Origin of the sequence: Aquicoccus porphyridii (assembly GCF_008369105.1) — a bacterium.
In the GTDB taxonomy this organism is placed as follows: domain Bacteria; phylum Pseudomonadota; class Alphaproteobacteria; order Rhodobacterales; family Rhodobacteraceae; genus Aquicoccus; species Aquicoccus porphyridii.
The window spans coordinates 97,553-122,305 of sequence record NZ_VINQ01000013.1 but is presented as its reverse complement, the minus strand read 5'-3'; the positions used below and the strand labels follow the sequence as shown (position 1 = coordinate 122,305).

Sequence of the window (24,753 nt, the reverse complement as noted above, 5' to 3'; positions counted from 1 at the left end):
CCGCGGCTTACCGTGCGACTTCGGGAAGAAAGGGGAAAGCTTGGCCATCTGCTCGTCGGTCAGCCAGAAAAGGTCGCTCATGTCACCGCTCCGTTTTCCGAGCCGTGAATCACGCAGCGCGTTGGAAATCAATGCATCCTGACCCTAGTGCAGTCATAAACATAGGCTCTATCGACATGCTACGATTTCACCACTTTCTATCGTTTCATGACTGAAATAGTCTCGAACAGAACAGAAATTGTAAGCAGTTCAAGATGAACAGAGAAATTTCCCGCTTCTTTGAAGCCTATGAGGACACTGGGCGTCGCATATACACTGCCCGAGCGGAAGACTTTGCCAGGTATCTACGAGCGTGGTTGGCAAACTTGGACAACGCACCGCCGGTATTGGGATTAGAGGTTACTAGACTGTGTTCCACGACAACTTGGAGTGATGTGGAGGCGACTGTTATCTCGAATCCGGGAAGTATGGTGGGATCAGGTAGGCTGGCCTGGCCAGATGATCTTGACGCGCGCATAGGAGGGCACATGGCACTTTTGCGAAGGCTCGCGTCTAATGAACTAGATCCAGTGAATTTTGCATTTGACTACTTCTATTCTGGTGACAACAATATCAACCGAACAATACAGGAAATGGCGGAGCATCTGTTTGAGCCACACGCAGAAGAGCTACGCCGCCATCTTGAACGAATTGCCGAAGACGTAGAAGATGAAGCGGTTGCGCCAGCCTCCGACCGAATCGTTTCCTTCGACCACAATTCAGCGATTTTTCACGAGGTTCTTGCCAGCGTCGCGGAAGTAGATGAGCGATTGCGAGAAAGCAATGAAGTACCTCCAGATGACAAGGCCCGAATCCACGTTGAAATACGGACCGGCGTTGATCTACTGAAGGCACCCCGCACGCGGCCTCAGGCAGTGAAGTTGGTGCTGCTTGGCGCGTTGGGGTGGTTAGCGATAGAGTTCTCGTCGTCAGCGGTAGGGATTGCTGCCCAGCACGCTTGGAACCTTTTGACGAAGTTATTGGCCGGATTCTGATAGGATTTGCGACCTCACATTTAGGGCTGCGAACGCACAACGCGGCCCATTGCGGGCCTTCGCTCCAATCGCAGAGAACGCCCTCTTGAAGCCCGCTGCGGGCCTTTCGACAAGAGGGCTGTGCCCGACCGCGGGTGGGCGCTCCCGCCGGTTGTGGTAGGCAATTTATCGCAAGGTATCCTCCAACGATTATCGGTAGTTCAACGTTGAATAGCGCCCGCCCGGGGGGCGGTCGGGCGCTGCCCGGGCGGCTACGCCGCTGTTCCGGGCAAGGGCAACTTCGCCCGCATTGAACACCTTGGAGTGGATCACAGCGAAAGCCCGCCTCCTACCCATGTTCCGACTGCTGCCGTTCGCAGCGATGATAGGACGAGGGTCGCGTTTGGCCTGACACCGCCGCCCCCGCCCACTGCACCCAACTGACCTCCACCGGCCCGCACCCTCCCCCYCCCTACCCMCCGAACACCCCGTTAACCTTCGGGCCCCCTCCCCGGCCCGTTTCACCCGGCAGCCGGGCAGCAGCCGGAGGGCAGCCGGATGTCACCCCCCCCTTTTCGGCCCCCGATTCGAGTGTTAACGCTTGGCGTCACGCGGCCAGATCCCCCTTGCCAACCTCCACGATTCCCGCTATGCGCCACGCTTCACGCGGGGCTACAGCCTTGGAGGAGCCCCGCCTCACACAGGAGAACTCTCATGGCTGGACAGATCCCAGATCTTCACGCCGAGGCACGGACGGGGACAGGCAAGGGCGCCGCTCGTCAGGCACGCCGCGATGGCATGGTGCCCGGTATCGTTTACGGTGGCGACGTTGACCCGCTGCCCATCAACATTCCTTATAACGCATTGATCAAGCGCCTGAAAAACGGCCGGTTCCTGTCGACCTTGTGGAACCTCAAGGTCGATGGACAGGACGATGTGCGCGTCATCTGCCGCAGCGTTCAGCGCGACGTGGTCAAGGATCTGCCCACCCATATCGACCTGCTGCGCCTGCGCCGCACCAGCCGGATCAGCCTCTTCATTCATGTCGATTTCATCAATGAAGACAAGGCGCCGGGCCTCAAGAAGGGCGGCGTGCTGACCGTGGTGCGCCCCGAGGTCGAACTCAACGTCGTGGCCGGCGACATCCCCGAGCAGATCACCGTCGATCTCGAAGGAATGGACATCGGCGACATCGTCCACATCTCCGACGTCACCCTCCCCCAAGGCGCCAAGCCCACGGTCGAGCGTGACTTCGTGATTGCCAACGTCTCGGCCCCGTCGAGCCTGCGCGCATCCGAGGACGAGGAGTCCGAGGACGTCGCCGCCGACGAGGTGGAAACCGTGGCCGAATCCGAGGCATCGGACGACTGATCCGCGGACATCGCAGCGAACAGGAAGCGCGGCCCCGGGGGCCGCGTTTTCTTTTTGCGGCAATGACTTGCCCCTCGGAGATTGATTCCCGCGCCCAACCGTCCTAGACCTTTCGGCGACCGCAAAAGGGGGCGCCGCCCATGCAGATTTTCGTCGGCCTCGGCAATCCCGGGGCGAAATATGCCCATAACCGGCACAATATCGGTTTCATGGCCATCGACCGCATCGCCGAAGAGCACGGCTTTGCCCCGTGGAAATCCCGCTTCCAGGGTCTGGTGAGCGAGGGGCGGATCGGCAACGAGAAGCTCCTGCTCCTGAAGCCCCAGACCTTCATGAACCTCTCGGGCCAGTCGGTTGGCGAGGCCATGCGCTTTTACAAGCTCGACACGACCGACATCACCGTTTTCCATGACGAGTTGGACCTCGCCCCCGGCAAGCTGCGCGTCAAGCATGGCGGCGGGCATGCGGGCCATAACGGGCTGCGCTCGATCCACGACCATATCGGCCCGCATTATACCCGCGTGCGCCTCGGGATAGGTCATCCCGGCCACAAGGATCGCGTGGCGGCTTACGTGCTGCATGACTTTGCCAAATCCGACGCCGATTGGCTCGACGACGTGCTGCGCGGCTGTGCCGACGGCGCGCCCGACCTGGCGCGGGGCGACACGGGGCGTTTCCTCAATGCCGTGGCGCTGCGGGTCAAACCACCCCGCTCCTCGACCACGCCCGACCCCAAGCCGCGCGCGAAACCGGCAAGCCCCAAACCCGAGCCGCGCCCAGAAGCCCCCGAGACGCCCCCAAAGGAAGACGCCCGCTCGCCCCTGCAAAAGCTGGTGGACCGGTTCAGGTGACCCTCACAGACGCCTTCTTGCGGCAGGCCCGCGCCTGTGAAGGTCTGGGGTCGCCCTTCATGGGACAACTCCTGCGGCTGCTCGCCCGCAACTGGCACGCCGATCTTCCCCTCGCTCCACGTTTCGCCGCGTGGCCCGGTGATCTCGGGCCGTCCGGGGCCTCGCTACCGCTGCGGCTCGCGGGCGGGCTTCATGCGCTGGTCCTGTCCGGGCGCGACCCGGCACTGGCTCGCGCCTATCCGCCGAACCATGTCCCCGACGCGACCCTGTGGGCCGAGGTCGAACGCGCCCTTTTTGCCCATGCCCGGTTCCTCGAACACTGGTGCAGCAGCGCCCCCCAGACCAACGAGCTGCGCCGCTCGATCGCGCTTGTCGCGGCGGGTCATGCCCTGACCCACCGGCTCGGTCTTCCCATCGTGCTCTCGGAACTCGGCGCCAGTGGCGGGCTCAACCTGATATGGGACCGCTATGCGCTTGCCATCAAGGGGACAACCTTCGGCCCGTCCGATCCGGTGCTGACACTTGCTCCGGACTGGACCGGCCCCCTGCCCCCGCCGGACACACCCCGGGTCATCGACCGGCGTGGGGTCGATCTCAACCCGCTCGACCCGCACGATCCGAATGACAGGCTTCGACTTCTCGCCTATCTCTGGGCCGATCAACCCGAACGCCTCGAACGCAGCCGCGCCGCCATCGCGGCCCAGATCGCACCAGTGGACAAGGGCGATGCAATCGACTGGCTCGAGACCCGCCTCCTGCGCCACTCTCATCCCGGCGCCCTGCACCTGGTTTATCACACTGTCGCATGGCAATATTTCCCGGCCTCCGCCCAAGAGCGCGGCACCGCCCTGATCGAGGCCGCGGGCGCCCAGGCAACGGAATCCTCCCCCCTGGCATGGCTCTCGATGGAGAACGACGGCGATGATATCGGCGCGGCGCTGACCCTGCGGCTCTGGCCCGGCGGGACCGTTCATGCCCTCGCCCGCGTGGATTTCCACGGCCGCTGGATAAACTGGGCGGGTCTCTGAACCGCCCCCGGTTGCCAAGGCACCACCGCCCGGGCATCATCACGCGATGAAACGCCAAGATCCATCAGGGACGAACAGGGGGTAACATGCGGGCTTTCGGCAAGTTCCTGGGGCGTCTTCTTCTGGCGCTGATCGTCGTTGCCATCGCGGTGGGCATCTGGAAACGCGACAACATCACCCGGCTTCTCGCGGTGAACTCGCTCTTTTCCGAAGAGCGCATCGTGCAGAATTTCAGCCATATGGACGATCTCTTCCTGACCCTGCCGATGTCGCGCGGCCCCGGCCCGCTCAGCCCCCTGCCCACCGGCGCGCCGATGGAAATGCCCGACGGCTTTGACGACTGGATCAAGGCGCGCGCCGTCACGGCACTCGTGGTGATGAAGGACGGTGAAATCCGCCACGAGAGCTATCACCTCGGCACCGGCCCAGACGACCAGCGCATCTCGTGGTCCGTCGCCAAGAGCTTTCTTTCCGCCCTCTTCGGCATCGTCGTCGACGAAGGTGCCATCGCCTCGCTCGACGATCCGGTCACGAAATACGCCCCCGCGCTTGCGGGCGGCGCCTATGACGGCGCCACGATCCGCAACGTGTTGCAAATGGCCAGCGGTGTGACCTTCGACGAAGATTACCTCGATTTCTGGAGCGACATCAACAAGATGGGCCGCGTCCTCGCACTGGGTCGCTCGATGGACGGCTTCACCGAAAGCCTGACCGAGACCGAGGCCGCCCCCGGCCTGCGCTGGCAATATGTCTCGATCGACACCCATGTTCTCGGCATGGTGCTGCGCGGTGCGACCGGGCGCGACGTCCCCGACCTGATGCAGGAAAAGATCCTCGATCACATGGGGCTCGAGGCCGATCCCTATTACCTCTCCGATGGCTATGAAACCGCCTTTGTCCTTGGCGGGCTCAACCTCACCACCCGCGACTATGCCCGTTTCGGCCAGATGATCCTGCAAGGCGGGGAGTGGCAGGGCAAACAGATCGTGCCATCCGAATGGATCGCCGCTTCGACCGCACCCTCGGCCCCGACCGCGCCGGGCGCACAGAAATACGGGTTGCAATGGTGGATGCCCTCCGACGCGCGCGAGGGCGAATTCTTTGCCCGTGGTATCTATGGCCAGTATATCTATATCGACCGCCCGCGTGGCGTGATGATCGCCACCAACGGCGCCGACCGAGGCTTTCGCGAAGCAGGCGTAAACGACCGCAATATCGCCATGTTCCGCGCCATAACCGCCACTCTCGACAAGGAGACACAATGAAGGCCGAACCCGACCGCCCCGTCAACGTGCTTGGCGACCCGCTCACCCCCTGCTCGACCGATCCCGTGACCGGTTTCTTCCGCGACGGGCATTGCAACACCTGCGAGGCCGACATGGGTTCCCATACGGTCTGCTGCGAGATGACGGCGGAATTTCTTGCCTACGAGAAATACGTCGGCAACGATCTCAGCACCCCACGCCCCGAGTTCAATTTTCGCGGCCTCAATCCCGGCGATCACTGGTGCGTCTGCGCCGCGCGCTTCCTTCAGGCAGCCGACGAAGGCTGCGCGCCCCGCGTCAGCCTTGCCGCCACCCACGTCCGCGCGCTTGAAATCGTGCCGATGTCGGTGCTCAAGGCTCACGCCGCGCCCTGACGACGCATTGCCAGGCTTCCGCCCCAATGCTACCTGATCCCCACGCCAGCGAAAGCAACCGCTTCAGCAAGCCATTCCATTCCGACAGTCAAAGGGAGGCTTGAATGAGCTTCATTGCCATGAACCGGTTCCGGGTGGCGCCCGGTCGCGAAGACGATTTCGAAAACATCTGGAAAAGCCGCGAAAGCAAGCTCAAGGAGTTGAAAGGCTTCCGCGAGTTTCGCCTGCTCAAGGGGCCGGAAGGTGACGGATACCGCCTCTATTCCAGCCACGTGATCTGGGACAGCCGCGAGGATTTCGAAGCCTGGACCAAGTCCCAGCAATTCCGCGACGCCCACAAGAATGCTGGCTCCGGCCGGACCGAGGGCGTGATGATGGGCCCGCCGCAGTTCGAAGGGTTCGAAACCGTGGTGCACGAAAGCTGAACCCCCGCGCGTGGCCGGCGCCCTGCCCCGGCCCGCGCATTTCAGTCCGCGTCGCGCCCCACGGTATCGGACATGTCGAACCCCAGATGCCGGGCGACGGTATAGATGTCCTTGTCGCCGCGCCCGCACATGTTCATCACGATGATATGCTCGCGCGGCAGGTCCGGCGCGATCTTCATCACATGGGCCAGCGCGTGGCTGGGTTCCAGCGCCGGGATGATCCCTTCCGTGGCGCATGACAGTTGAAACGCCTCCAGCGCCTCGCGGTCGGTGATGCTGACATATTCGGCGCGTCCCGTATCGTGCAGCCAGCTGTGCTCTGGCCCGATCCCCGGGTAATCCAGCCCCGCCGAGATCGAGAACCCTTCGAGGATCTGCCCGTCCTCGTCCTGCAAGAGATAGGTCCGGTTGCCATGCAGCACCCCGGGCCGCCCGCCGGTGAGCGAGGCGCAATGCTCCATCTTGTCATCCACACCCTTGCCACCGGCCTCAACGCCGATGATCCGCACGGATGGATCATCGAGGAACGGAAAGAAAAGCCCCATCGCGTTCGACCCGCCACCAATGGCCGCGATCACCGTGTCAGGCAGACGTCCCTCGCCCTCCTGTTCGGCCAGTTGCCAGCGCACTTCCTTGCCGATGATCGACTGGAAATCGCGCACCATCGCCGGATAGGGATGCGGACCCGCCACCGTGCCGATGCAATAGAACGTGTCGCGCACATTCGTCACCCAGTCGCGCAGCGCGTCGTTCATCGCGTCCTTCAACGTGCCGCGCCCCGACGTCACCGGAATCACCTCGGCCCCCAGCAGGCGCATGCGAAACACGTTGGGCGCCTGGCGCTCGACATCATGCTTGCCCATGTAGACCACGCATTGCAGCCCGAACTTGGCACAGACCGTGGCCGTGGCCACCCCGTGCTGTCCGGCGCCGGTTTCGGCGATGATGCGGGTCTTGCCCATGCGGCGGGCGAGGATGATCTGGCCCAGCACGTTGTTGATCTTGTGCGCGCCGGTATGGTTCAACTCGTCGCGCTTGAGGTATATTTTCGCACCACCCAGGTGCTCGGTCAGCCGCTCGGCGAAATAGAGCGGGCTGGGACGGCCGACATAATGTTTCCACAGATCGTCCATCTCGGCCCAGAAATCGGGATCGTCCTTGGCCTTCTCGTATTCGGCCTCCAGTTCGAGGATCAACGGCATCAGCGTCTCCGAGACGAACCGCCCGCCGTAATTGCCGAACCGCCCGCGCTCGTCGGGGCCGTTCATGAAACTGTTGAAAAGATCGTCGGCCATGATGCGCCTCCCGGTTGCCTCGGGCTGATGTAAACCCGAACGCGGCAAGGGGCAATAGAAGCCGGGCGATGTGGGCGCGATAGGGCAAGCGCCCTGCCCTTCCTACCCCTCGAGCGGCTTCTTGAACCCCACGTGGCTCGCCTCGAAGCCCAGCGATTGATAGAATCGGCGGCTCTCGGTGCGGGTCGCGTTCATGGTGAGCTGGACCAGGCGGCACCCGGCCTCCCGCGCCCTTGCCCCGGCATCCGCGAACATCATCTGCCCGACCCCCTGCCCGCGCAGGTTGGAGGCCACGCGCACCGACTCCACCTGTGCGCGCCGCGCCGCGGCCAGGCTCAGACCCGAGATGAACGTGATCTGGTAGGTGGCCACGATCCGCCCCGCCTCGTCCTCTCCGACGATCAGATGGTTCGCGCCCTCAGCCCGCATCGCCTCGAACGCCGCGCGATAGAGACCCATATCCTGCCGTTCCCGCGTCGCCCCCAGCATGTCATCGGCCAGAAGCGCCACCACCGCGGGCACGTCCTCCGTCCGCGCGTCCCGAAACGTCACCCGCATCGTGCAGCCTCCACGAAAGCCCGGATCAGGCCCGCATCCTTCACCCCCGGCGCCCGCTCCACGCCCGAGGACACATCCACCTGCCGCGCCCCGGTGAGGCGCACCGCCTCCGCGACATTCCCGGGCGTCAACCCCCCGGCAAGCATCCACGGGCGCGCCCATTTCCGCCCGGCAATCAGCCGCCAGTCGAAGGCGAGGCCATTCCCCCCGGGCAAGGCCGCGCCCTTGAGGGGCTTGGCATCCACCAGGATCTGATCCGCCACCTCTTCATAACCCGCAAGCGCCGTAAGGTCCTCCTGCCCCGCCACCCCGACGGCTTTCATGACCGGCAGGCCATAGCGCGCCTTGATCTCCGCCACCCGCCCGGGGCTCTCGCTGCCATGCAATTGCAACATGTCAAGCGGCACCGCCTCGGTGATCCGGTCCAGAAGCATATCATCCGCATCCACGGTCAACGCCACCTTGGCCAACCCCACCGGAGCCTCCAGCGCCAGCGCCCGCGCGTCATCCAGCGTGAGGTTACGGGGCGACCGGGCAAAGAACACGAACCCGGCATAGGCCGCGCCCGCCCCCGCCACGGCGGCAACATCCTCGGGCCGACTCAGCCCGCATATCTTGACCTTGACACTCATGGCCCTGACCTATGCGAAGGGGCGCGGTCTGAAAACCTCCCCTGCTCTTTCTTGGGAAAAATACTCAAAAGCCGCCACCCGAAACAGGCGCCATCATCGGCGGGTTCAGCGCGCCTCGTCCAGAAGCGCCAGAACCTCGTCCTCCTGCTTTCCAGCCTTGCCGCCCTTGCCATCGCCGCGCCTGAGGCGCTGCATCTCGCGCCTGAGGGCCTTCATTTCGCCGTCCTTGCGCGCGACATCGGCGCGGTGCTTGTGTTCCCGCAGCCATTCCCAGACAAAACCGATCATCAACCCCGCCACGATCGCGGCAAAGATCACGATGAAAAGCGGCAGGTCGACCGACCGGTTGAGCCCGAACAGGTTGCCCAGTTCCTCGGGCAGCATGCGCAATTCAACCATTCCCCGATTGGCCATCGCGACCGAAATCAGGCAAACGGCCAGAACGGCCAGAAAGGCATAGCGGATGTAACGCATTCACGACTTCCCGTTCAGCCGATCCCGCAACAGCTTGCCGGTCTTGAAAAACGGCACATGCTTTTCCTCGACCTCGACCGCCTCGCCGGTGCGCGGGTTGCGCCCGATGCGCGCATCGCGCTGCTTGACCGAGAATGCACCGAAGCCACGCAACTCGACACGGTTGCCATTGGCCATCGCTTCGGTGATTTCCTCGAAAATGGTGTTCACGATACGCTCGACATCGCGTTGATAAAGATGCGGATTCTCATCGGCGATCTTCTGAATCAGTTCCGATCGGATCATCGGATCACTCTCCCCGGGGTTGTTTTGCAGGTCTGTCTTTTTCAGGGACTATAGAGAGAATTGATCGCGCAAGGAACATTAAACCCGAAGGCCGGACAGAAGAAATCGCCCCCAAATCCGCCAATATCGGCGATTCTGAGCGCACCAGGCCATCCGGCGGCTCGGTCACATAATCGTACCCGGCTGCGCCGCAGCGCGGCGAAACCATTGATTCGGCGCAACAAACGGCCCCGCCCAAAAGGCGGGGCCGCGTCGCATTCTTCAATCGGCGATCAGGTGTCGTCGCTCTTGAGCGCCGCACCAAGGATGTCGCCCAGGCTCGCGCCCGAGTCGGACGAACCGTATTGCTGAACGGCTTCCTTCTCTTCGGCGATCTCGCGTGCCTTGATCGACAGACCCAGACGGCGGGTCTTGCTGTCCACGTTGGTCACGCGCACATCGACCTTGTCACCGACCGAGAACCGCTCGGGGCGCTGCTCGGAACGATCGCGCGACAGGTCCGAACGGCGGATGAAGGATTTCATGCCCTCGTATTCCACCTCGATCCCGCCATCCTCGATCGAGGTCACCGTCACGGTGATGATCGAGCCGCGTTTGACACCGCCCACGGCCTCGGCGAACTTGTCGCCGCCCAGCGCCTTGATCGACAGCGAAATGCGCTCTTTCTCGACATCCACTTCCGACACGACGGCCTGAACCTCATCGCCCTTGCGATAGTTCTGGATCGCATCCTCGCCGCGCTCGTCCCAGCTCAGGTCCGAAAGGTGGACCATGCCGTCGATATCGCCTTCAAGCCCGATGAACAGGCCGAACTCGGTGATGTTCTTGACCTCGCCCTCGACCTGGGTGCCCTCGGGATGGGTTTCGGCGAACACTTCCCACGGGTTGCGCATGGTCTGCTTGAGACCAAGGCTCACGCGGCGTTTCGCCGGGTCGATCTCGAGAACCATCACATCGACTTCCTGGCTGGTCGAAACGATCTTGCCGGGATGCACGTTCTTCTTGGTCCAACTCATTTCCGAGACATGGACCAGCCCTTCGATACCGGGTTCGAGCTCGACGAAGGCACCGTAATCGGTGATGTTGGTCACGCGGCCCTTGTGAACCGTGCCCAGCGGATATTTCGCACCCACCAGATCCCACGGATCTTCCTGAAGCTGCTTCATGCCAAGGCTGATACGGTGGGTTTCCTTGTTGATCTTGATGACCTGCACCTTGACGGTCTCGCCGATCGACAGGATCTCGCTGGGGTGGTTGACCCGGCGCCACGCCATGTCGGTGACGTGCAACAGGCCATCGACACCGCCCAGATCGACGAAGGCACCATATTCGGTGATGTTCTTCACGACACCGTCCACGGCCTGCCCCTCGGTCAGGTTGCCGATCACCTCGGCGCGCTGCTCGGCGCGGCTCTCTTCGAGGATCGCGCGACGCGAGACCACGATATTGCCACGGCGGCGGTCCATCTTGAGAATCTGGAACGGCTGTTTCAGACCCATCAGCGGCCCTGCGTCACGCACCGGGCGCACATCGACCTGGGAGCCGGGCAGGAAGGCCACGGCACCGCCCAGATCGACGGTAAAGCCACCCTTGACGCGGCCAAAGATCGCGCCTTCGACACGCGCATCATCGGCATAGGCTTTCTCCAGCCGGTCCCACGCCTCTTCGCGGCGCGCCATTTCACGGCTGATGACAGCTTCGCCCCGGGCGTTCTCTGCCGAGCGCAGGAACACCTCGACCTCGTCACCGACCGAAATGTCGGGCGCTTCGCCGGGGTTTGCAAATTCCTTGAGTTCGACGCGGCCTTCCATCTTGTAGCCGACATCGATGATGGCTTGTCCCGCTTCGATCGCGATGACCTTGCCTTTGACGACGCTGCCCTCTTCGGGCGTGTCCATTTCGAAGCTTTCGTTCAGGAGGGCTTCGAATTCCTCCATCGTTGTGTTTTGAGCCATGTGGCGTTTAAGTCCTTTTGCGTTGTTTTCCGGCCGTGCGGTTGTCTCCGCCGGTCTTTGGGGGTTTCGTTGGTCAGACGGTTCGCAAAACAAAGAGGGCCGGAAACTGCCCGACCCTGCTCGTCTCTTACGTTCTGCGGCGTTTTCCGCCTTGTCGACGCGCGCTTCTTAGGCGGTTCAGGTCTTGAACGCAAGGGTTAAGACCGCGCCAACCCGCCGGGGCGCGCCCTCGCGCGCGCAACACGCCACGGACGATCGCGACGATCACGCCGTTTCACCACCCCGCCACCACGCGGCAATCTCCTCGGCGGTGATCCGCGCCGCCGGGCCGATCCCGACCACGCGCGACACCGTCGGCTGCTCGGCCCGCGCGATCTCGACCGAGGGGCCGACCTTGTGAAACTCGAACCCGCCCTCGGGTCCGCGCATGACCCCCTTCACCCGGTAAAGCCCCTCCGGCGCCGCCTCGAGCCGCGCCCGTAACGCGTCCCGCTCCATCACCTCGTCGCCGTCCTGCCCCCATGTCACATAGGCACCATGCCCCGCACCCGTGCCCCGGCCCGTGCCCGGTTCGATCCCGCCCAACACCAGCGGCGCCACCGCATCGAGCCCGTCGAGCGCCACCAGCGGCGCGGGCGACATCGTGGCCAGTTGCATCGCCAGCGCGCCCGGCACCTCGGCCCCGCATTTCGACACCAGCAACAGATCCGCCACCCCGACCTGCCCGCGGATCTGCGCCCCGATCTGCGCATCCGCCGCCAGGCCCGCGAAATTCCCCGCATCCACGACCAGCGCGATCCCGCCATATTCCATCTCGGGCTCGGCCCGCGCCGCATCGGCGATCTTCTTGGGGTCGGCGATCCCGCTGGCTTCGATGACAAGGTGATCGGGCCGCGGCACACGGTCCAGCACATCGCCCAGCGCCATGAAGAGATCGGCCCCCATCGTGCAGCACACGCACCCGTTGGTCAGCTCGATCGTGTCCTCTCCCGCGCTTTTCAACAGCTCCGCGTCGATGTTGACCGACCCGAAATCATTGACCATCACCATCAGGCGCAGCCCGTGATCCTCGCGCAAAAGCCGGTTGATCAGCGTGGTCTTGCCCGCCCCCAGGTAGCCCCCGACAACGGTGAGTGGCAGCCTGTCCATGTCGCCTCCCTGTTCAACTGGGTCATTGGCGATCCCGGGAGGACTCGAACCCCCAACCTGCTGATTAGAAGTCAGCTGCTCTATCCAGTTGAGCTACGGGACCGCGCGCGCCCTAAATGCGCGAGAGGGCGCGCGAACGCAAGCGCGAAGCGGATCAGAATGCGCGCGTCATGTAGGTCGAAAGCGGATCATCGGGATAGTCGGCAAAGGGCGCTGTCTCGGAAAACCCCGCCTTTGCATAAAGCGCGCGGGCCGCGTCATGCTCCGGGCCCGATCCGGTCTCAAGGCTGATCCGCGTCACGCCTCGCGACCGGGCGTCGGAGATCATGCCGTCAAGCAAGGCACGCCCGGCACCTCGCCCACGCGCAGCCTGCGCGGTGTGCATGGATTTCAACTCTTCATGCGTCGCGCTGAGTGGCACCAGCGCGGCAATGGCAAGAAGCGCGCCGGCTTCAGAGCGCAGGGTATAGACCTGTCCGTTCGCGGCGCGCAGGTCATCGGCGGATCTGACATGGCAGCTTTCGGCAGGGGTCTGGCCGCGCATCAGCGCCTCGTGCACCGCCAGAAGGGCCGCGACATCGGTCGTGTCCGGGGTCTCGACTGTAACGATCATGCGGTAAATCCGGGTATGGTTTTGACTCTGTGATACTCTGACGAACCGAGGCAGGAAAAGCCCGCGAAAACCGCGATCCCGGCGCCGTTTCGTGCATTCTGCCCTCTCTCAACACGTATTATGCTGTCCCGTCCAGCGTGGCCAGATCAATAATCAACCGTGATCACCACGCTGTCGTTATAGACCCCGACCGGAACCGTCTGGCCGGCGCTGATCTGGCCATAGACCGGAACGGATTGAAGAGCACCAGTGCCGGTGGCGGCATAGCCATCGACACCGGCCGTCCACCCCCAAGGCGCGCTCAGCGCCTGATTGCGATAGAGCCCGTATGTCAATGTATTGCTGCCCGAGGTCATCTTGCGCCCGGTCGGATCGGTCACGCTCATGCCCTGACCTTGGCCCAGATATACGGTATAGGGGATGCCGTTCGAGCAGGTGACATCAATCGTCGCCTGCCCGGTGACCGGCGCCGAAACGGTGGTTCCCAACGTGCCGAAATCCAACGTGCCCGCCGAAACCGTGCAACTTGGCTCGATATCTGCGGAAACGGTGAAATCACCTGTGTCCTGCTGACCCTGCGAGGTGCAGGACAGCAGCGTCCCGGCGGTGACGACAAAATCCACGCCACCGAAGAAATTCGAATCGTAATACCCGCCCTTCACACTGGTGCCGCTGTCCAGAATCTCGGCATAGATCGTTTCCTCGAACACGCTCGACCCCAGAAGGCTCAATTGAACACCGGAAATACCGTTCAGAATCGTGCCCCCGTATCCCCCGCGATAGAGTTGATAGGCCAACTGGTTGCCATCCGCGCGGCGCATGTAACGCGGCGAATTCGACGGCCCGGCCCCACCGTCACCCGCTCCGACCGTGATACAGATATTCACCGTACTGATGAGGCCGAGCAGCGCCTCGCAATCGACCCGCAATGTCCCCAGGGTCTGCGGCGTGCTGCCGCCGCGCACCGACGTCGTGCCAAAGTTGAAATCGTCCATCGTCGCAGTGCAGCTTTGCGCAGCGGCCCCCCCAACGGATGCGGCGCAAAGCGAAAGCGCCAACGTGATGCGGATCAGTATTCGTTTCATTACAGGCATTCCAATTCGAGATAGGCGTCATCCTGGGCCGGAAGGGTGAACTCGGCCGAGCACCGGGAGCTGCCGGTATCTACCGTGATGCGACTTTTCCGGCGCAGCCGTTCCAGCCACACTTCCCCATCATAGCCGACAACGAATTCGGAACGGCGGCCATTCACCGTAACCTCCGATCCAACGGGGATGAATTCGCCCCGGGCATCGCGCAACACGACCAGCGCAGAGGCGCTGGCGCCCCGGCCCATGCGCAGGGTCACACCGGCCCCGCGGGCCGGAACGGCCTGCATCGCGGTGGCGTTGATATTTGCCGTGAGCGGCAGATCGGATGGTCTGACCGAAACGCGATTATACTGGTATGGAACAAGGTCGGGCACCAGTGCCTTGCCCATCGCGCCGGTCTTGGCCACCGGATGGTTGTGCAGCAGGATGGGCGTGTCGCGAATACCCAGATCGACGACTGCAAACCCGTTCTTGATCCTGTTGCCGGCAATCAGCCCGGCATCGCTCAGAACCAGCGCCCCCTCAAGACTGGCGGCGACCGCCAGATTTCCATCTTTCGCGGCCTGCATCCGCGCCTCGACCACCCCATAACGCCCCCTGTAGGACCCGCTCAGGAAGCCCGAGTTCCCGCCCTTCCCATCCCGGTAGAGATCGGCCCTGTAGCCATGGCTTCCGACATCCTGGTCGAGCGTGCGGCGCAGGTGCAGGCCCGCTTGTGTCCCTCCGCTCCGACCGCTTCTCAGATCGGCAGATGCACGGGCGCGTTGCCCGATCGGCACCGAAAGGCCCATCGAGACCCCGAAATCCTGGCTGTTGAGTTCCTTGAAGCCCGAGATGCGAAATTGCGAGTCGCGCCACCCGATGCGCCGGGTAAAAGCCCCCGACAGGATGGTGTTCCTCTCGTCGGCACGTTCGAGGTTGATCAGGTTGACCCCGAATGTCCCCATGTTGGACGGCATCGGTGCCGACAGCGACAGAACGTCCTGCGCCCTGGCCGGGCGCAAGAGGGCGGGATCGACGGTGGCACCTTCGGCCAATGCCGTCGCATAGGCCAGGTCGGCATAACCCTTGCTGTGCCGCGTCGAGGAAAACCGCAGGTCGGCACCGCCAAGGTCTGTGCGGACGTTAAAATGACCGAGATACCCGGTTTCGCCCTGGAATCGGCTCGCGCCAAGGCTGAGCCCGATCTCGGCCCGATTGAACAGAACCGAGGAAATGCCCGTGCTGGCCGCGATCAACTCGGAGCTGCCTTCGACATGGCCGTGCAGGGTGACCTTCTCGAACAGGCCATAGCGCAGGCTTGCACTCGCCATCCGGTCGTCGCCATAGGCGAAATTCTCGGTCGCATAGCGCTTGCGCGCGACGCCCGCCTCGAACGAGAAATCGAGCTGCCCTTGGCGCAACAGGTTCTCGGTCGGGAAAAATTCGACCGTCCTGGTCTCCTCGTTCCCCGCCGCGTCGCGGATCACGATCGTGGTTTCGCCGCGCTCGTTGATCAACGGCAGATCGGTCAGGGTGAACGGCCCGGGCGGGATCGTGCCGGACCAGGCGTTGACGTTATCGACGTAGACATCCACCGCCGTCGGCACCGCGGCGGTCCCCGAATAGGCCAGTTGAGGATCGGTGACGATGTCGCTGCGCAGCGAAAAATCGCGCCGTATCTGAACCCCGCCCATCCGGATCGGGCGCGTCCATGCCTGCCCGGACGAGACGACATCCCCGGCGCTGAAGGTCAGCATTGTCTTGGGGTTCGAATAGCTGAAGGTGGTGTCGTCGCGCTTGAACCGCGCCCCGTTCAGCCCAAGGCTCTGCGCAGTGAGCGAGCCGGTGGTCCGTAGCACACCGAACGGCGCATAAAGGCGCCCCTCGAGCGACGAAAAGACATTCTGCACCCGGAAACCATCGGCAAGAACATCACTGCCCAGGTTGCTGGTGACCCGGTAATTCAGAACCACGCCATAGCCCGGCTGGGCATCGGCGTATGCGGGGCGCTGGCGCGCGTTTATGATGCGGTGTGTCAGGAGCTGGGGAGACGCGGACATATGAATCTCCTGGGCGGGCTCATCGTATCGGTAATTGAGGCCAGAGAGCGTATCGAGCATGATCAGCGCCCGCCCCCCTGACGGGGGCGCAAGGCCGATCTCGCGCATTTCGGCGGCGGTCATTCCGATCCGTTTACCTGCATCGAACCAGGTGAACTGCGCGATCTTTCCGGTGTCCTCCCCGTTCAGAATCACGAGAAGATGAAGCGGAAAACTGTCCTGGCTCGTCAGCGCGGGTTCAGATATTTCCGGGACCGTCACCGGGGCTTGATAGGAGTCGGACATTTCGGCACCGGTTGGGCGAAGGTCTTCTGCCCATGTTACGATCGCGAGCGGAAAGAAGGCAGCGCCTGCTATTACTGATGCCCTGATCACGCCACGTCCCTTCAGTATGCCTAAAGGCGGAGATTGTGCAGCAGACCCCCGATCCCGGACCGGATTTGTTTCAGTTGGGATGGAAACAAAGAGGCACCGAGTGACGGATCGTGAAGGTGACGGCGGACCCACCCTTGCGCGTGCCCGGAAGCTGGTCGATCAGGACGCGATAACATTCGCGCTGGCCCCGCACCGGAGCTTTTCTCAAACGCACGAGGCGTATGGTCGTTTCCTTGTCTCGCTCAAGATGCAGAACCGGGGGGCTGGCCACCACGTCGCGCGTTGGCGTCAACGAATCCTTGCCGCCGGACCGGGTCCATCGCATGACGCGCACCTGACCCTGAATCCGCCCCGGACCGCCGGATTTCACGGTCAGCGTCGCGGTGCGGTCGGCACCTCTCACCATCAGGTTCGTCGGTGAAATTGTAAAAGAGTCCGCCGCGACAAGAGAGGGAACAGCGAACAGGGCGACCGCAGCCGCCGTTGCCATGTTCTTGAGTTTCATGCCTGCCTGCCCATTTGCCTCTTCAGAGTTCGGGCTTCGGAGGTTGTTTTTTTTTGCCTTCCAAAGCCCCGGTTGTTCCTATGGGGCCGAGTAATTCACCGTAATCGTTACCGCATCCGAATATGCCCCCACGGCGCGCGCAGTTCCGGTCGAGGCGATTGCGCCATCGACATCCACGGAATCCGTGTAGGGGCCCGCCCCGGTCAGGGTAATCTCGCTCGCGATGTCGCCATTCACCGCCACGGCGCTGCCGCCAATCGAGAGCGTATAGGGGATGACGTTGGTTCCGCCATCTCTCATCCGTCGGGTGCCCGCATCCTCGTTGCTGCCGCCATCAACAACGACGGAGTCCAACGTATTGTTGTCATCGCAACTGATCGAGATCGCGCCCGTGGCCGTCGTCGCCTGCGTCGGCGAGATATCTCCGAATGCGACGGCCGTCGTGGTAATCGTGCATTGCGCGATCACCGTGGCGGTAATGTTCAAAGTGCCTTCTTCCACAGCCGCAAATGCAGGTATCGCGAAGGTGCCGAGAGCGCCCAAAACGGCGGACAGGGCAGAGAGTTTTTTCATAATAACAAACTCCTGAAAACCTCTTTCAGATTAGCAACACCTCAATCCATATTTCCAGCCCGAGAGAACGTTTAAAGAACTTTTTTGCGCAACGTTGCAAGAATACAAAGGTCAGAAAGCCCCCCGATGCGCAAGCCTGTCGAACGGGCCAACGGGCCGATCAGTTGCGGCGCTGAAACAGGATCACCGTCAGTGCCAGAATGGACGACCCCACCATCAGCAGAAGCGAAACCGCGTTCAAAAGCGGTGTCGACCCCTCCTTGAGACGGTCGAACATCGCGATGGTCAGCGGCGCATCCGACCCCACCAACATCAGCGTGGTGTTGAAGTTCTCGAAACTCATCAGGAAGGCCACCACCAACGCGCCGATCATCGCGGGCATCAGGAACGGAATCGTGATCGTGCGAACCGCGGTCAACCGCCCCGCACCGAGGTTCATCGCCGCCTCTTCCAGCGAGCGGTCGAATTTCTGCAACCGGGCCGAGATGACCAGCGTCGCGATCGTGGCAATGAACGAGAACTGCCCGAGGATGACCAGCATCAGGCCCGGCCTGAGAGCCTGGACATCGTATTGCGCCACCTCCCACAGCCCGTTCGCCACGCTGGAGGAAAAGACGAGGATCGAAATGCCCAGCACGATTCCCGGAATGACCAGCGGCAACAGCATCAGCATGTAAAGCAGCCCCTTGGCCCGGAACTCGTACCGGTTGAACAGGAACGCATTCGAAAGGCCCACCGCCACCGACAGGACCGATACGCAAAGCGCGACAAAGGCCGAGGTGCCGATCGCCCGCAGGATGGGGCGTTCATGAAATACCCCGATCTTGGGGCGCGCATCGCCAAAGAACCACTCCCAGGTAAAGCCTTCCCAGGGCAGCGACGGGAACTGGCTGTCATTGAAGGCAAACACCGCGACAACGCTGAGCGGCAGCGCGAGATAGAGGAAGAACAAAAGCACATAGGCCCCGTAGGCAAGCCGGACCGCACGGGGCTGGGGGATGGTCGGGATCATGCCGCGCGCCTCCTCATCCCATGGTCTCTTTCAGGGTCTGCCCGGTCAGCCGCAGCATCCCCCACACGATCAGCGACGACAACAGCAGCAGCAGGAACCCGAACGCCGCCCCCAGCTCCCAGTTGAAGCGCACGATGAACTGGGAATAGATCAATTCGGTGAACCACAGGCTGTCCTTGCCGCCCAGCATGGTCGGCGTGAGGTAATTGCCAAGGCTCAGCATGAACACCACGATCGAGCCCGAAACGATCCCCGGCGTGGCGTGCGGGATGACGATCTCGCGCAGCACCGAATAGCCGTTGCCCCCCAGATCATACCCCGCCTCGACCACCGCGTCGTCAAGGCTTTCAAGCGTGGTGACAAGCGGCACCACCATGAACAGCATCGAGGTATAGACCAGCCCGATCATGATCGCCGCATCGTTATAGAGCATCTCGACCGGCCGATCCGCCAGCCCGGCCCATTGCAGGAGGTTCGAGAAAACCCCTGTCTCGCGCAAAAGGATCATCCAGCCGAAGGTCCGCACCAGTTCCGAGACGTAGAACGGAATGAGGCACAGCACGAACAGCACCGCCTGCAACCGCCCCTTGGCGATCTTGGCGATGTAATAGGACACCGGAAAGGCGATCAGCAACGTGATCAGCGTGGCCAGCACCGACATCACCGCCGTGCGCAGGAAGGTGCGCAGGTAAAGCGGCTCCTGAAAGAAGGTCAGGTAATTCGCGAGACTGGTCTCGTATTGCCGCACGTCCACCCGCTCGCGGATCGAGACCAGGAACATGTCGATATGCGGGATGATGATCAACAGCGACAGCCACAGCAAAAGCGGCGTCAACAGCAGGATGAACCCGAGTTTCGTACCCGCCCGCATCTCAACCCGCCCCGGCGGCAAAGCAATTGCCCTGCGCGCCCGACCACCCGATATGCAGGACATCGCCCTTGCGCGTGGTGGCGAACTCGCCCGATTGCGGCAGCGCGACCTCGATCTCCTCGCCCCCCGTTGCGGGCCTCACCAGAACGCGGCTGGCGGCGCCGTTGAACAGAAGGCTCGTCACCGTGCCCTCCATCTTGTTGTCGAACCCCTCCAGCGCCTCGGCGCCATGGGCCACGCGAATGGCCTCGGGGCGCACATAGATCGCGGCCCGGTCGCCGGTCTGCAACGCCCGCCCGTGCGACGCCCCGCGCATCAGCATCCCGTTCTCGGTGCGCAGGTCCAGCGCCTCGCCACTTATCCGCTCGATCCGCCCGGTCCAGCGGTTCGTGTCGCCCACGAACCCGGCCACGAACGCGGTCTCGGGCCGATAATAAAGCTCCTGCGCGGTGCCCACCTGTTCGAACGCGCCCTCGTTCATCACCGCGATCTGGTCCGACATCACCAGCGCCTCGGACTGGTCATGCGTGATATAGACAAAGGTGGTGTCGAACGCCGCCTGAAGCGCCTTGAGTTCGACCTTCATCCGCTCGCGCAGCTTGAGATCGAGCGCGCCCAGCGGCTCGTCCAGCAAAAGCACATCGGGCTCTAAAACCATGCAGCGCGCAATCGCCACCCGCTGTTTCTGCCCGCCCGACAGTTCATCCACCTTGCGGGTGTTGATGCCCGGCAGGCCGATCCGCTCCAGCACCTCGTCGACCTTGCGGGCGATCTCCGCCCGGCTCATCCCCTTGCGCCGCAGGCCATAGCCGATGTTTTCCTCGATATTCATCATCGGGAACAGCGCGAGATGTTGAAACACCATGTTCACCGCCCGCTTGTTGGGCGGCACATCCAGCACCGATTTCCCCGTGATGAGGATATCCCCCGACGTGGGTTCCAGGAATCCCGCGATCATCCGCATGATCGTGGTCTTGCCACAGCCCGACGGCCCGAGGATGGAAAAGAACGAACCTGCCGGGACGGCAAAGGATACGTCATCGACAGCGCGGAATTCGCCGAACCGCCGGGTCAGCGCCTTGCATTCAAGATCGGGTGTCATCGGGCTTTCCATGAATCATGTCGGCGGCACCCCCGCGCGGGGGATGCCGCCGCAATTGGCTTGCAGGGATCAGTTGGCCGCCTTCACCCGGTCGAGAACACCGCCCTCGATCGCTTCGAGCCCGGCGGGAACCGGCGGATACCACTTGATGTTATCCACCGCTTCGGGCGGGAACGATGCCTGGTACCGCGCCTTGAGCGCATCATCGACAAACTCGTCGGCCCCTTTCGATGCGGTGAAATTGCCCGCCGCATCGGTGATCTTCGCCGCGATCTCGGGCTGCATCACGAAGTTGATCCAGTCATAGGCGGCATCGTCGGCCTGCCCCTTGGCGGGCAGAACGAACGTGTCGATCCAGCCCAGCGCCCCGGATGCGGGCGCAACAAAGCTGATGTCGGGATTGTCGGCATTCAGCTTCCAGCCACCGGTATCCCACGCCATCGACGCGACCACCTCGCCCGAACGCACCAGCCCCATCAACTCGTCACCGCCGCCCCAATAGGTCTTCACGTTGGGCTTGCACTCGACCAGCTTGGCCTCGACCTTCTCCATGATCTCGGTATAGGCGGCCTCGTCGCCATAGGCGGCGAACGGGTCCATGCCCATGGCAAAGGCGAACCCGATCAGTGTCGGGCGCTTCAGGCGATAGGACACCTTGCCCGCCACCTCGTCGCTGCACAGATCGGTGTAATCCTCGACCATCCCGGCATTGGCCGTGTCGAGCACCAGCCCCGAAGTGCCCCAGACATGCGGCACGCCGTAGACCTCGCCACCCACCGTGGTGTTGGCCATGGTCGCGGACAGCATCGAGGGGATGAATTTATCCTGGTCGATCTTCGACATGTCGATCGGTTTATAGATGCCGAACTCTTCCTGCGGCCCCGCGATCCGGTCCTGGCTGGGCTGGGCCAGATCGAACCCGCCGCCCGCCGTGGCGCGCAGCTTGGCGATCATTTCCTCGTTGTTCGACAGGGTCACCTCGACCGTGTGGCCGGTCTCGGCCTCGAACATCTCGATCACGTCGTCGGGCGCATAGCCCCCCCAGGTCAAGAGCCGCAACGTATCGGCGCCCGCCGTCTGGCCCCAGCCAGCGACGGCCAGGCCGATCACGGCCGTCAGAACACCACTTGATTTGCTGCACATGAATTCCACTCCCTCTCGCACAGATTGGTTTGCATTGATTGCGCCCAGCTTGGGCCTTTTTTTCCCAAGCGGTCAATTTCTTTCTCGCACCCGGTTGTAACGGCCATATAACGGCGAAAGAAAACCGGGTCGGGACTTGCCCGAATATTCGATCCTGCACCGTTAATGTTCGTCCCCCTGCAAAAACCAGGGGTGCGACACATGAAAAAGGCGCCCGGCGGGCGCCCCATGGGGTGATCGAAATTCGCCCCGGCGGGGCCTTTGCCCCGGTTCGCAACGCTTCAGTGGGTCCAGACCTGGCGTCGGCTGGTGGCGAAATTGTCGCCATAGCCACCGGGGCGGATATTGAGCTTGCGCTTGTGCGGGCGCATCACCACCGCGTCGATGCCCTTGGCCTTGGCATAGGCCAGCGCCGCCTCCTTGGTCGGGAACTTCATGCGGACCTGCGATTGCGTGTCCCCCGACGAGGTCCAGCCCATCAGCGGATCAATATCGCGCGCCTCGGCGGGCGCGAATTCCAGCACCCAGTGCTTGGTCTTGGCGGTGCCGGACGTCATGGCGTTGCGGCTCGGCTGAAAGATACGCGCGGGCATGTGTTATCTCCTCGACAAACGCGGGGCGGGTTGCTCCCGTTTACCGCCTTCCGGACGCATGCCGCAAGCCGGAAGTGACATGACGCGCGCCCCGGATTGCGCGCGTTGCGTTAACGCCTTTGGCGGCGATTGTCGCTGCGCTGCGGCGGTGTACGCATAACAGCCGGGCAACAGCCGGAAATCACCCCCCGGATTTTCGCCGAAAATTCGTGTTAACCCCACCGAACGGTGCCCCGTCGCATCAGCGATGGCGCAGCCGCGCGCGCAGGCTCTGCCAGCCACCCGGGCTGACCACGAAGGACAGCAGGAAGCCGCAGGCAAAGCCCCCCAGATCGGCCACCCAATCGCTGCGCGCCCCGAAAAGAAGCCCGAAAATCAATTGGATACCTATCAGGAACCCGATCAGAACAAAGGCCCGCGCCCGGTTCTCGCCGGCCTGCCCCAACCGCAGCCACAGGATGAAACTGAACGCCCCGATAAGCCCGTAAACCCCCGGAAAGGCGCCGAAAATATAGCCCGGATCGCCCAGCACCAGCGCCCAGACCACCGCCCCGCCGATCCCCGACCCGAAAAACACCCCCAAAACCGCCCACCACGCGAATACATCGCCCACGAACTTGCCCAGCGCCAGCAGCAACACACCGGCCACGATCATGTGCGTGAACGATCCATGCACGAAAAGATAGGTCACGAACCGCATCATGTGCTCTGCCGGGAACACCCCCTGCGCCAGCATCCAGTCGACGATCGCGCCGTTGATTCCATAGGTCTGCACCGCGCCCGCGCGCCATCCCACCGCCCCCGGACCACCAATATATCCCATGTTTCCAAGGCTCAACGCGGCCTCGATCCCCAGCATCACGAGGAACAGCCCCACCACCACGGGCGGCATCGGATTGACCGGGCCGGTCTGCATCGGGCCGGGATTGAATTGGTTGCTCATGCCTCACTTCCTTGACGGCGCTTTCCCCCATGGGTAAGCCAGCGCAACCCAGAAATCCAGACGGAGAAACGGCCATGACAGACGCAGCCAGCGGGGCGGGTTTCACGCCCCGGGTGTTCTCGGGGATTCAGCCCTCGGGCAACCTGCATCTGGGCAACTATCTCGGCGCGCTCAAACGCTTTGTCGAGATGCAGAATAACGGGATCGAATCGATCTATTGCATGGTCGATCTGCACGCCATTACCGTCTGGCAAGACCCCGCCGACCTGCGCAACGCCACGCGCGAACTGGCCGCCGGTTTCATCGCCGCCGGGCTCGACCCGGAAAAATCCATTCTTTTCAACCAGTCCCAGGTGGCCGAACACACCCAGCTCGCCTGGATCTTCAACTGTGTCGCCCGCATGGGCTGGATGCAGCGGATGACCCAGTGGAAGGACAAGGCCGGCAAGAACCAGCAGAACGCCTCGCTCGGGCTCTTCGCCTACCCGTCGCTCATGGCCGCCGACATCCTTGTCTATCACGCCACCCACGTGCCCGTGGGCGAGGATCAGAAACAGCATCTCGAGCTGACCCGCGACATCGCGATCAAGTTCAACCACGATTACGGCGTCGATTTCTTCCCGATCACCGAACCGGTGATCGAAGGCGCGGCCACACGGGTGATGAGCTTGCGCGACGGTGCCAAGAAGATGTCGAAATCCGACACCTCGGATGCCAGCCGCATCAACATGACCGACGATGCCGACACGATCGCGCGCAAGATCCGCAAGGCCAAGACCGACCCCTTGGCCCTGCCCTCCGAGGCCAAGGGACTCGAAGAGCGCCCGGAAGCGCGCAATCTTGTTAACATTTATGCGGCATTGTCGGAACAGGGCGTCGATGCGGTGCTGCGCGATCTGGGCGGCAAACAGTTTTCCGAGTTCAAACCGATGCTGGCCGATCTCGCGGTTGCGAAACTGGCCCCGATCTCGGAGGAAATGGCCCGGCTGATGCAGGATGTGACCGAGATCGACCGCATTCTACAAAACGGCGCGGCCCGTGCCCGCGCGATCGCCGCGCCGATCCTGGATCGCACCTACGACATCGTCGGCATGGTGCGTTAACCATCCGTTAACGGATGCGGGAGGCGCGCATTCTGTCACGCCTCCCAACTGCCCCCTTTACGCTCCTGCCCCCGCGCCATAACCTCGCGTCCGAGTGAGGGAGACAAATCAA

Annotated in this window: 26 protein-coding genes, 1 tRNA gene and 1 pseudogene; 8 read left to right on the top strand and 20 right to left on the bottom strand. The window is 62.9% G+C overall.

From position 1 onward, the window contains the following. Positions 1–81: pseudogene (locus FLO80_RS15760) on the bottom strand (IS5/IS1182 family transposase); the annotation flags it as partial. 446 nt (positions 82–527) lie between these two features. On the opposite strand from FLO80_RS15760, the gene FLO80_RS15755 reads away from it, so the two are divergent. The 7 genes from FLO80_RS15755 to hmuQ all read left to right on the top strand — a co-directional run bounded on the left by FLO80_RS15755 (position 528) and on the right by hmuQ (position 6,327). Continuing rightward, positions 528–1,034, top strand: coding sequence for a hypothetical protein (locus tag FLO80_RS15755; RefSeq protein WP_146611048.1), 507 nt, complete (start codon positions 528–530; stop codon positions 1,032–1,034). Between the two features lie 693 nt (positions 1,035–1,727). Continuing rightward, positions 1,728–2,384 (top strand): 50S ribosomal protein L25/general stress protein Ctc, encoded by a 657-nt coding sequence (locus FLO80_RS15750; RefSeq protein ID WP_111367456.1) that lies wholly within the window; start codon positions 1,728–1,730, stop codon positions 2,382–2,384. Positions 2,385–2,524: 140 nt separating this feature from the next. Then, positions 2,525–3,235 carry an aminoacyl-tRNA hydrolase gene (gene pth / locus FLO80_RS15745; protein WP_111367454.1) on the top strand — a complete coding sequence of 237 codons (711 nt, stop codon included), beginning with the start codon at positions 2,525–2,527 and terminating at the stop codon, positions 3,233–3,235. Then, complete coding sequence (locus FLO80_RS15740) at positions 3,232–4,263, top strand: DUF2332 domain-containing protein (RefSeq protein ID WP_111367452.1); 1,032 nt, start codon at positions 3,232–3,234, stop codon at positions 4,261–4,263. The genes pth and FLO80_RS15740 overlap by 4 nt, the downstream gene beginning before the upstream one ends. Before the next feature lie 86 nt (positions 4,264–4,349). Next, complete coding sequence (locus FLO80_RS15735; protein WP_111367450.1) at positions 4,350–5,528, top strand: serine hydrolase domain-containing protein; 1,179 nt, start codon at positions 4,350–4,352, stop codon at positions 5,526–5,528. Continuing rightward, complete coding sequence (locus FLO80_RS15730; RefSeq protein ID WP_111367448.1) at positions 5,525–5,902, top strand: DUF2237 family protein; 378 nt, start codon at positions 5,525–5,527, stop codon at positions 5,900–5,902. The genes FLO80_RS15735 and FLO80_RS15730 overlap by 4 nt, the downstream gene beginning before the upstream one ends. 104 nt (positions 5,903–6,006) lie before the next feature. Further along, the gene (hmuQ, locus tag FLO80_RS15725; RefSeq protein WP_111367446.1) at positions 6,007–6,327 is read left to right on the top strand and encodes a heme-degrading protein HmuQ; all 321 of its coding nucleotides are present in this window, start codon (positions 6,007–6,009) and stop codon (positions 6,325–6,327) included. Between the two features lie 41 nt (positions 6,328–6,368). On the opposite strand, the gene trpB is transcribed toward hmuQ, so the two are convergent. The 19 genes from trpB to FLO80_RS15630 form a co-directional block, all read right to left on the bottom strand. Then, positions 6,369–7,622 (bottom strand): tryptophan synthase subunit beta, encoded by a 1,254-nt coding sequence (gene trpB / locus FLO80_RS15720; RefSeq protein WP_111367445.1) that lies wholly within the window; start codon positions 7,620–7,622, stop codon positions 6,369–6,371. A gap of 102 nt (positions 7,623–7,724) precedes the next feature. Further along, positions 7,725–8,180: a GNAT family N-acetyltransferase gene (locus FLO80_RS15715; RefSeq protein ID WP_111367443.1), complete on the bottom strand. Its 456-nt coding sequence runs from the start codon at positions 8,178–8,180 to the stop codon at positions 7,725–7,727. After that, a complete protein-coding gene (locus tag FLO80_RS15710; RefSeq protein ID WP_111367441.1) occupies positions 8,171–8,812 on the bottom strand; it encodes a phosphoribosylanthranilate isomerase in 642 nt (213 codons plus the stop codon). Before FLO80_RS15710 ends, FLO80_RS15715 begins: the two co-directional genes overlap by 10 nt. Positions 8,813–8,917: 105 nt before the next feature. After that, positions 8,918–9,286 (bottom strand): lipopolysaccharide assembly protein LapA domain-containing protein, encoded by a 369-nt coding sequence (locus tag FLO80_RS15705; protein WP_111367439.1) that lies wholly within the window; start codon positions 9,284–9,286, stop codon positions 8,918–8,920. After that, entirely contained in the window at positions 9,287–9,571 is a 285-nt protein-coding gene (gene ihfB, locus FLO80_RS15700) for an integration host factor subunit beta (protein ID WP_111367437.1), read from the bottom strand. It abuts the gene before it with no gap. Between the two features lie 272 nt (positions 9,572–9,843). Continuing rightward, positions 9,844–11,619: a 30S ribosomal protein S1 gene (gene rpsA / locus FLO80_RS15695; RefSeq protein WP_281287021.1), complete on the bottom strand. Its 1,776-nt coding sequence runs from the start codon at positions 11,617–11,619 to the stop codon at positions 9,844–9,846. A 171-nt stretch (positions 11,620–11,790) separates the two neighbouring features. Then, positions 11,791–12,675 carry a CobW family GTP-binding protein gene (locus FLO80_RS15690; protein WP_111367433.1) on the bottom strand — a complete coding sequence of 295 codons (885 nt, stop codon included), beginning with the start codon at positions 12,673–12,675 and terminating at the stop codon, positions 11,791–11,793. Between the two features lie 26 nt (positions 12,676–12,701). After that, positions 12,702–12,778, bottom strand: a tRNA-Arg gene (locus tag FLO80_RS15685). A gap of 51 nt (positions 12,779–12,829) precedes the next feature. Next, the gene (locus FLO80_RS15680) at positions 12,830–13,288 is read right to left on the bottom strand and encodes a GNAT family N-acetyltransferase (protein ID WP_111367431.1); all 459 of its coding nucleotides are present in this window, start codon (positions 13,286–13,288) and stop codon (positions 12,830–12,832) included. Positions 13,289–13,434: 146 nt separating this feature from the next. Beyond that, on the bottom strand, positions 13,435–14,373 hold the full coding sequence (locus FLO80_RS15675; RefSeq protein ID WP_188078312.1) for a Csu type fimbrial protein: 939 nt from the start codon (positions 14,371–14,373) through the stop codon (positions 13,435–13,437). Beyond that, positions 14,373–16,706: a fimbria/pilus outer membrane usher protein gene (locus FLO80_RS15670; protein WP_111367427.1), complete on the bottom strand. Its 2,334-nt coding sequence runs from the start codon at positions 16,704–16,706 to the stop codon at positions 14,373–14,375. The genes FLO80_RS15675 and FLO80_RS15670 overlap by 1 nt, the downstream gene beginning before the upstream one ends. A 160-nt stretch (positions 16,707–16,866) precedes the next feature. Next, a complete protein-coding gene (locus tag FLO80_RS15665) occupies positions 16,867–17,301 on the bottom strand; it encodes a fimbrial biogenesis chaperone (protein ID WP_111367425.1) in 435 nt (144 codons plus the stop codon). Positions 17,302–17,379: 78 nt separating this feature from the next. Then, on the bottom strand, positions 17,380–17,874 hold the full coding sequence (locus FLO80_RS15660; protein WP_111367423.1) for a spore coat protein U domain-containing protein: 495 nt from the start codon (positions 17,872–17,874) through the stop codon (positions 17,380–17,382). A 160-nt stretch (positions 17,875–18,034) separates the two neighbouring features. After that, positions 18,035–18,886 (bottom strand): ABC transporter permease, encoded by an 852-nt coding sequence (locus tag FLO80_RS15655; protein WP_111367421.1) that lies wholly within the window; start codon positions 18,884–18,886, stop codon positions 18,035–18,037. A gap of 13 nt (positions 18,887–18,899) precedes the next feature. Then, positions 18,900–19,757, bottom strand: coding sequence for an ABC transporter permease (locus FLO80_RS15650; protein WP_111367419.1), 858 nt, complete (start codon positions 19,755–19,757; stop codon positions 18,900–18,902). 1 nt (position 19,758) lies between these two features. Next, entirely contained in the window at positions 19,759–20,859 is a 1,101-nt protein-coding gene (locus FLO80_RS15645; RefSeq protein WP_111367417.1) for an ABC transporter ATP-binding protein, read from the bottom strand. Positions 20,860–20,928: 69 nt separating this feature from the next. Further along, the gene (locus FLO80_RS15640) at positions 20,929–22,002 is read right to left on the bottom strand and encodes an extracellular solute-binding protein (protein ID WP_111367415.1); all 1,074 of its coding nucleotides are present in this window, start codon (positions 22,000–22,002) and stop codon (positions 20,929–20,931) included. Between the two features lie 281 nt (positions 22,003–22,283). Next, entirely contained in the window at positions 22,284–22,595 is a 312-nt protein-coding gene (locus FLO80_RS15635; RefSeq protein ID WP_111367412.1) for an ETC complex I subunit, read from the bottom strand. 241 nt (positions 22,596–22,836) lie between these two features. Beyond that, complete coding sequence (locus FLO80_RS15630) at positions 22,837–23,538, bottom strand: rhomboid family intramembrane serine protease (RefSeq protein WP_246156701.1); 702 nt, start codon at positions 23,536–23,538, stop codon at positions 22,837–22,839. A gap of 74 nt (positions 23,539–23,612) precedes the next feature. On the opposite strand from FLO80_RS15630, the gene trpS reads away from it, so the two are divergent. Continuing rightward, on the top strand, positions 23,613–24,641 hold the full coding sequence (trpS, locus tag FLO80_RS15625; protein ID WP_111367409.1) for a tryptophan--tRNA ligase: 1,029 nt from the start codon (positions 23,613–23,615) through the stop codon (positions 24,639–24,641). The last annotated feature ends 112 nt before the right edge of the window (positions 24,642–24,753 follow it).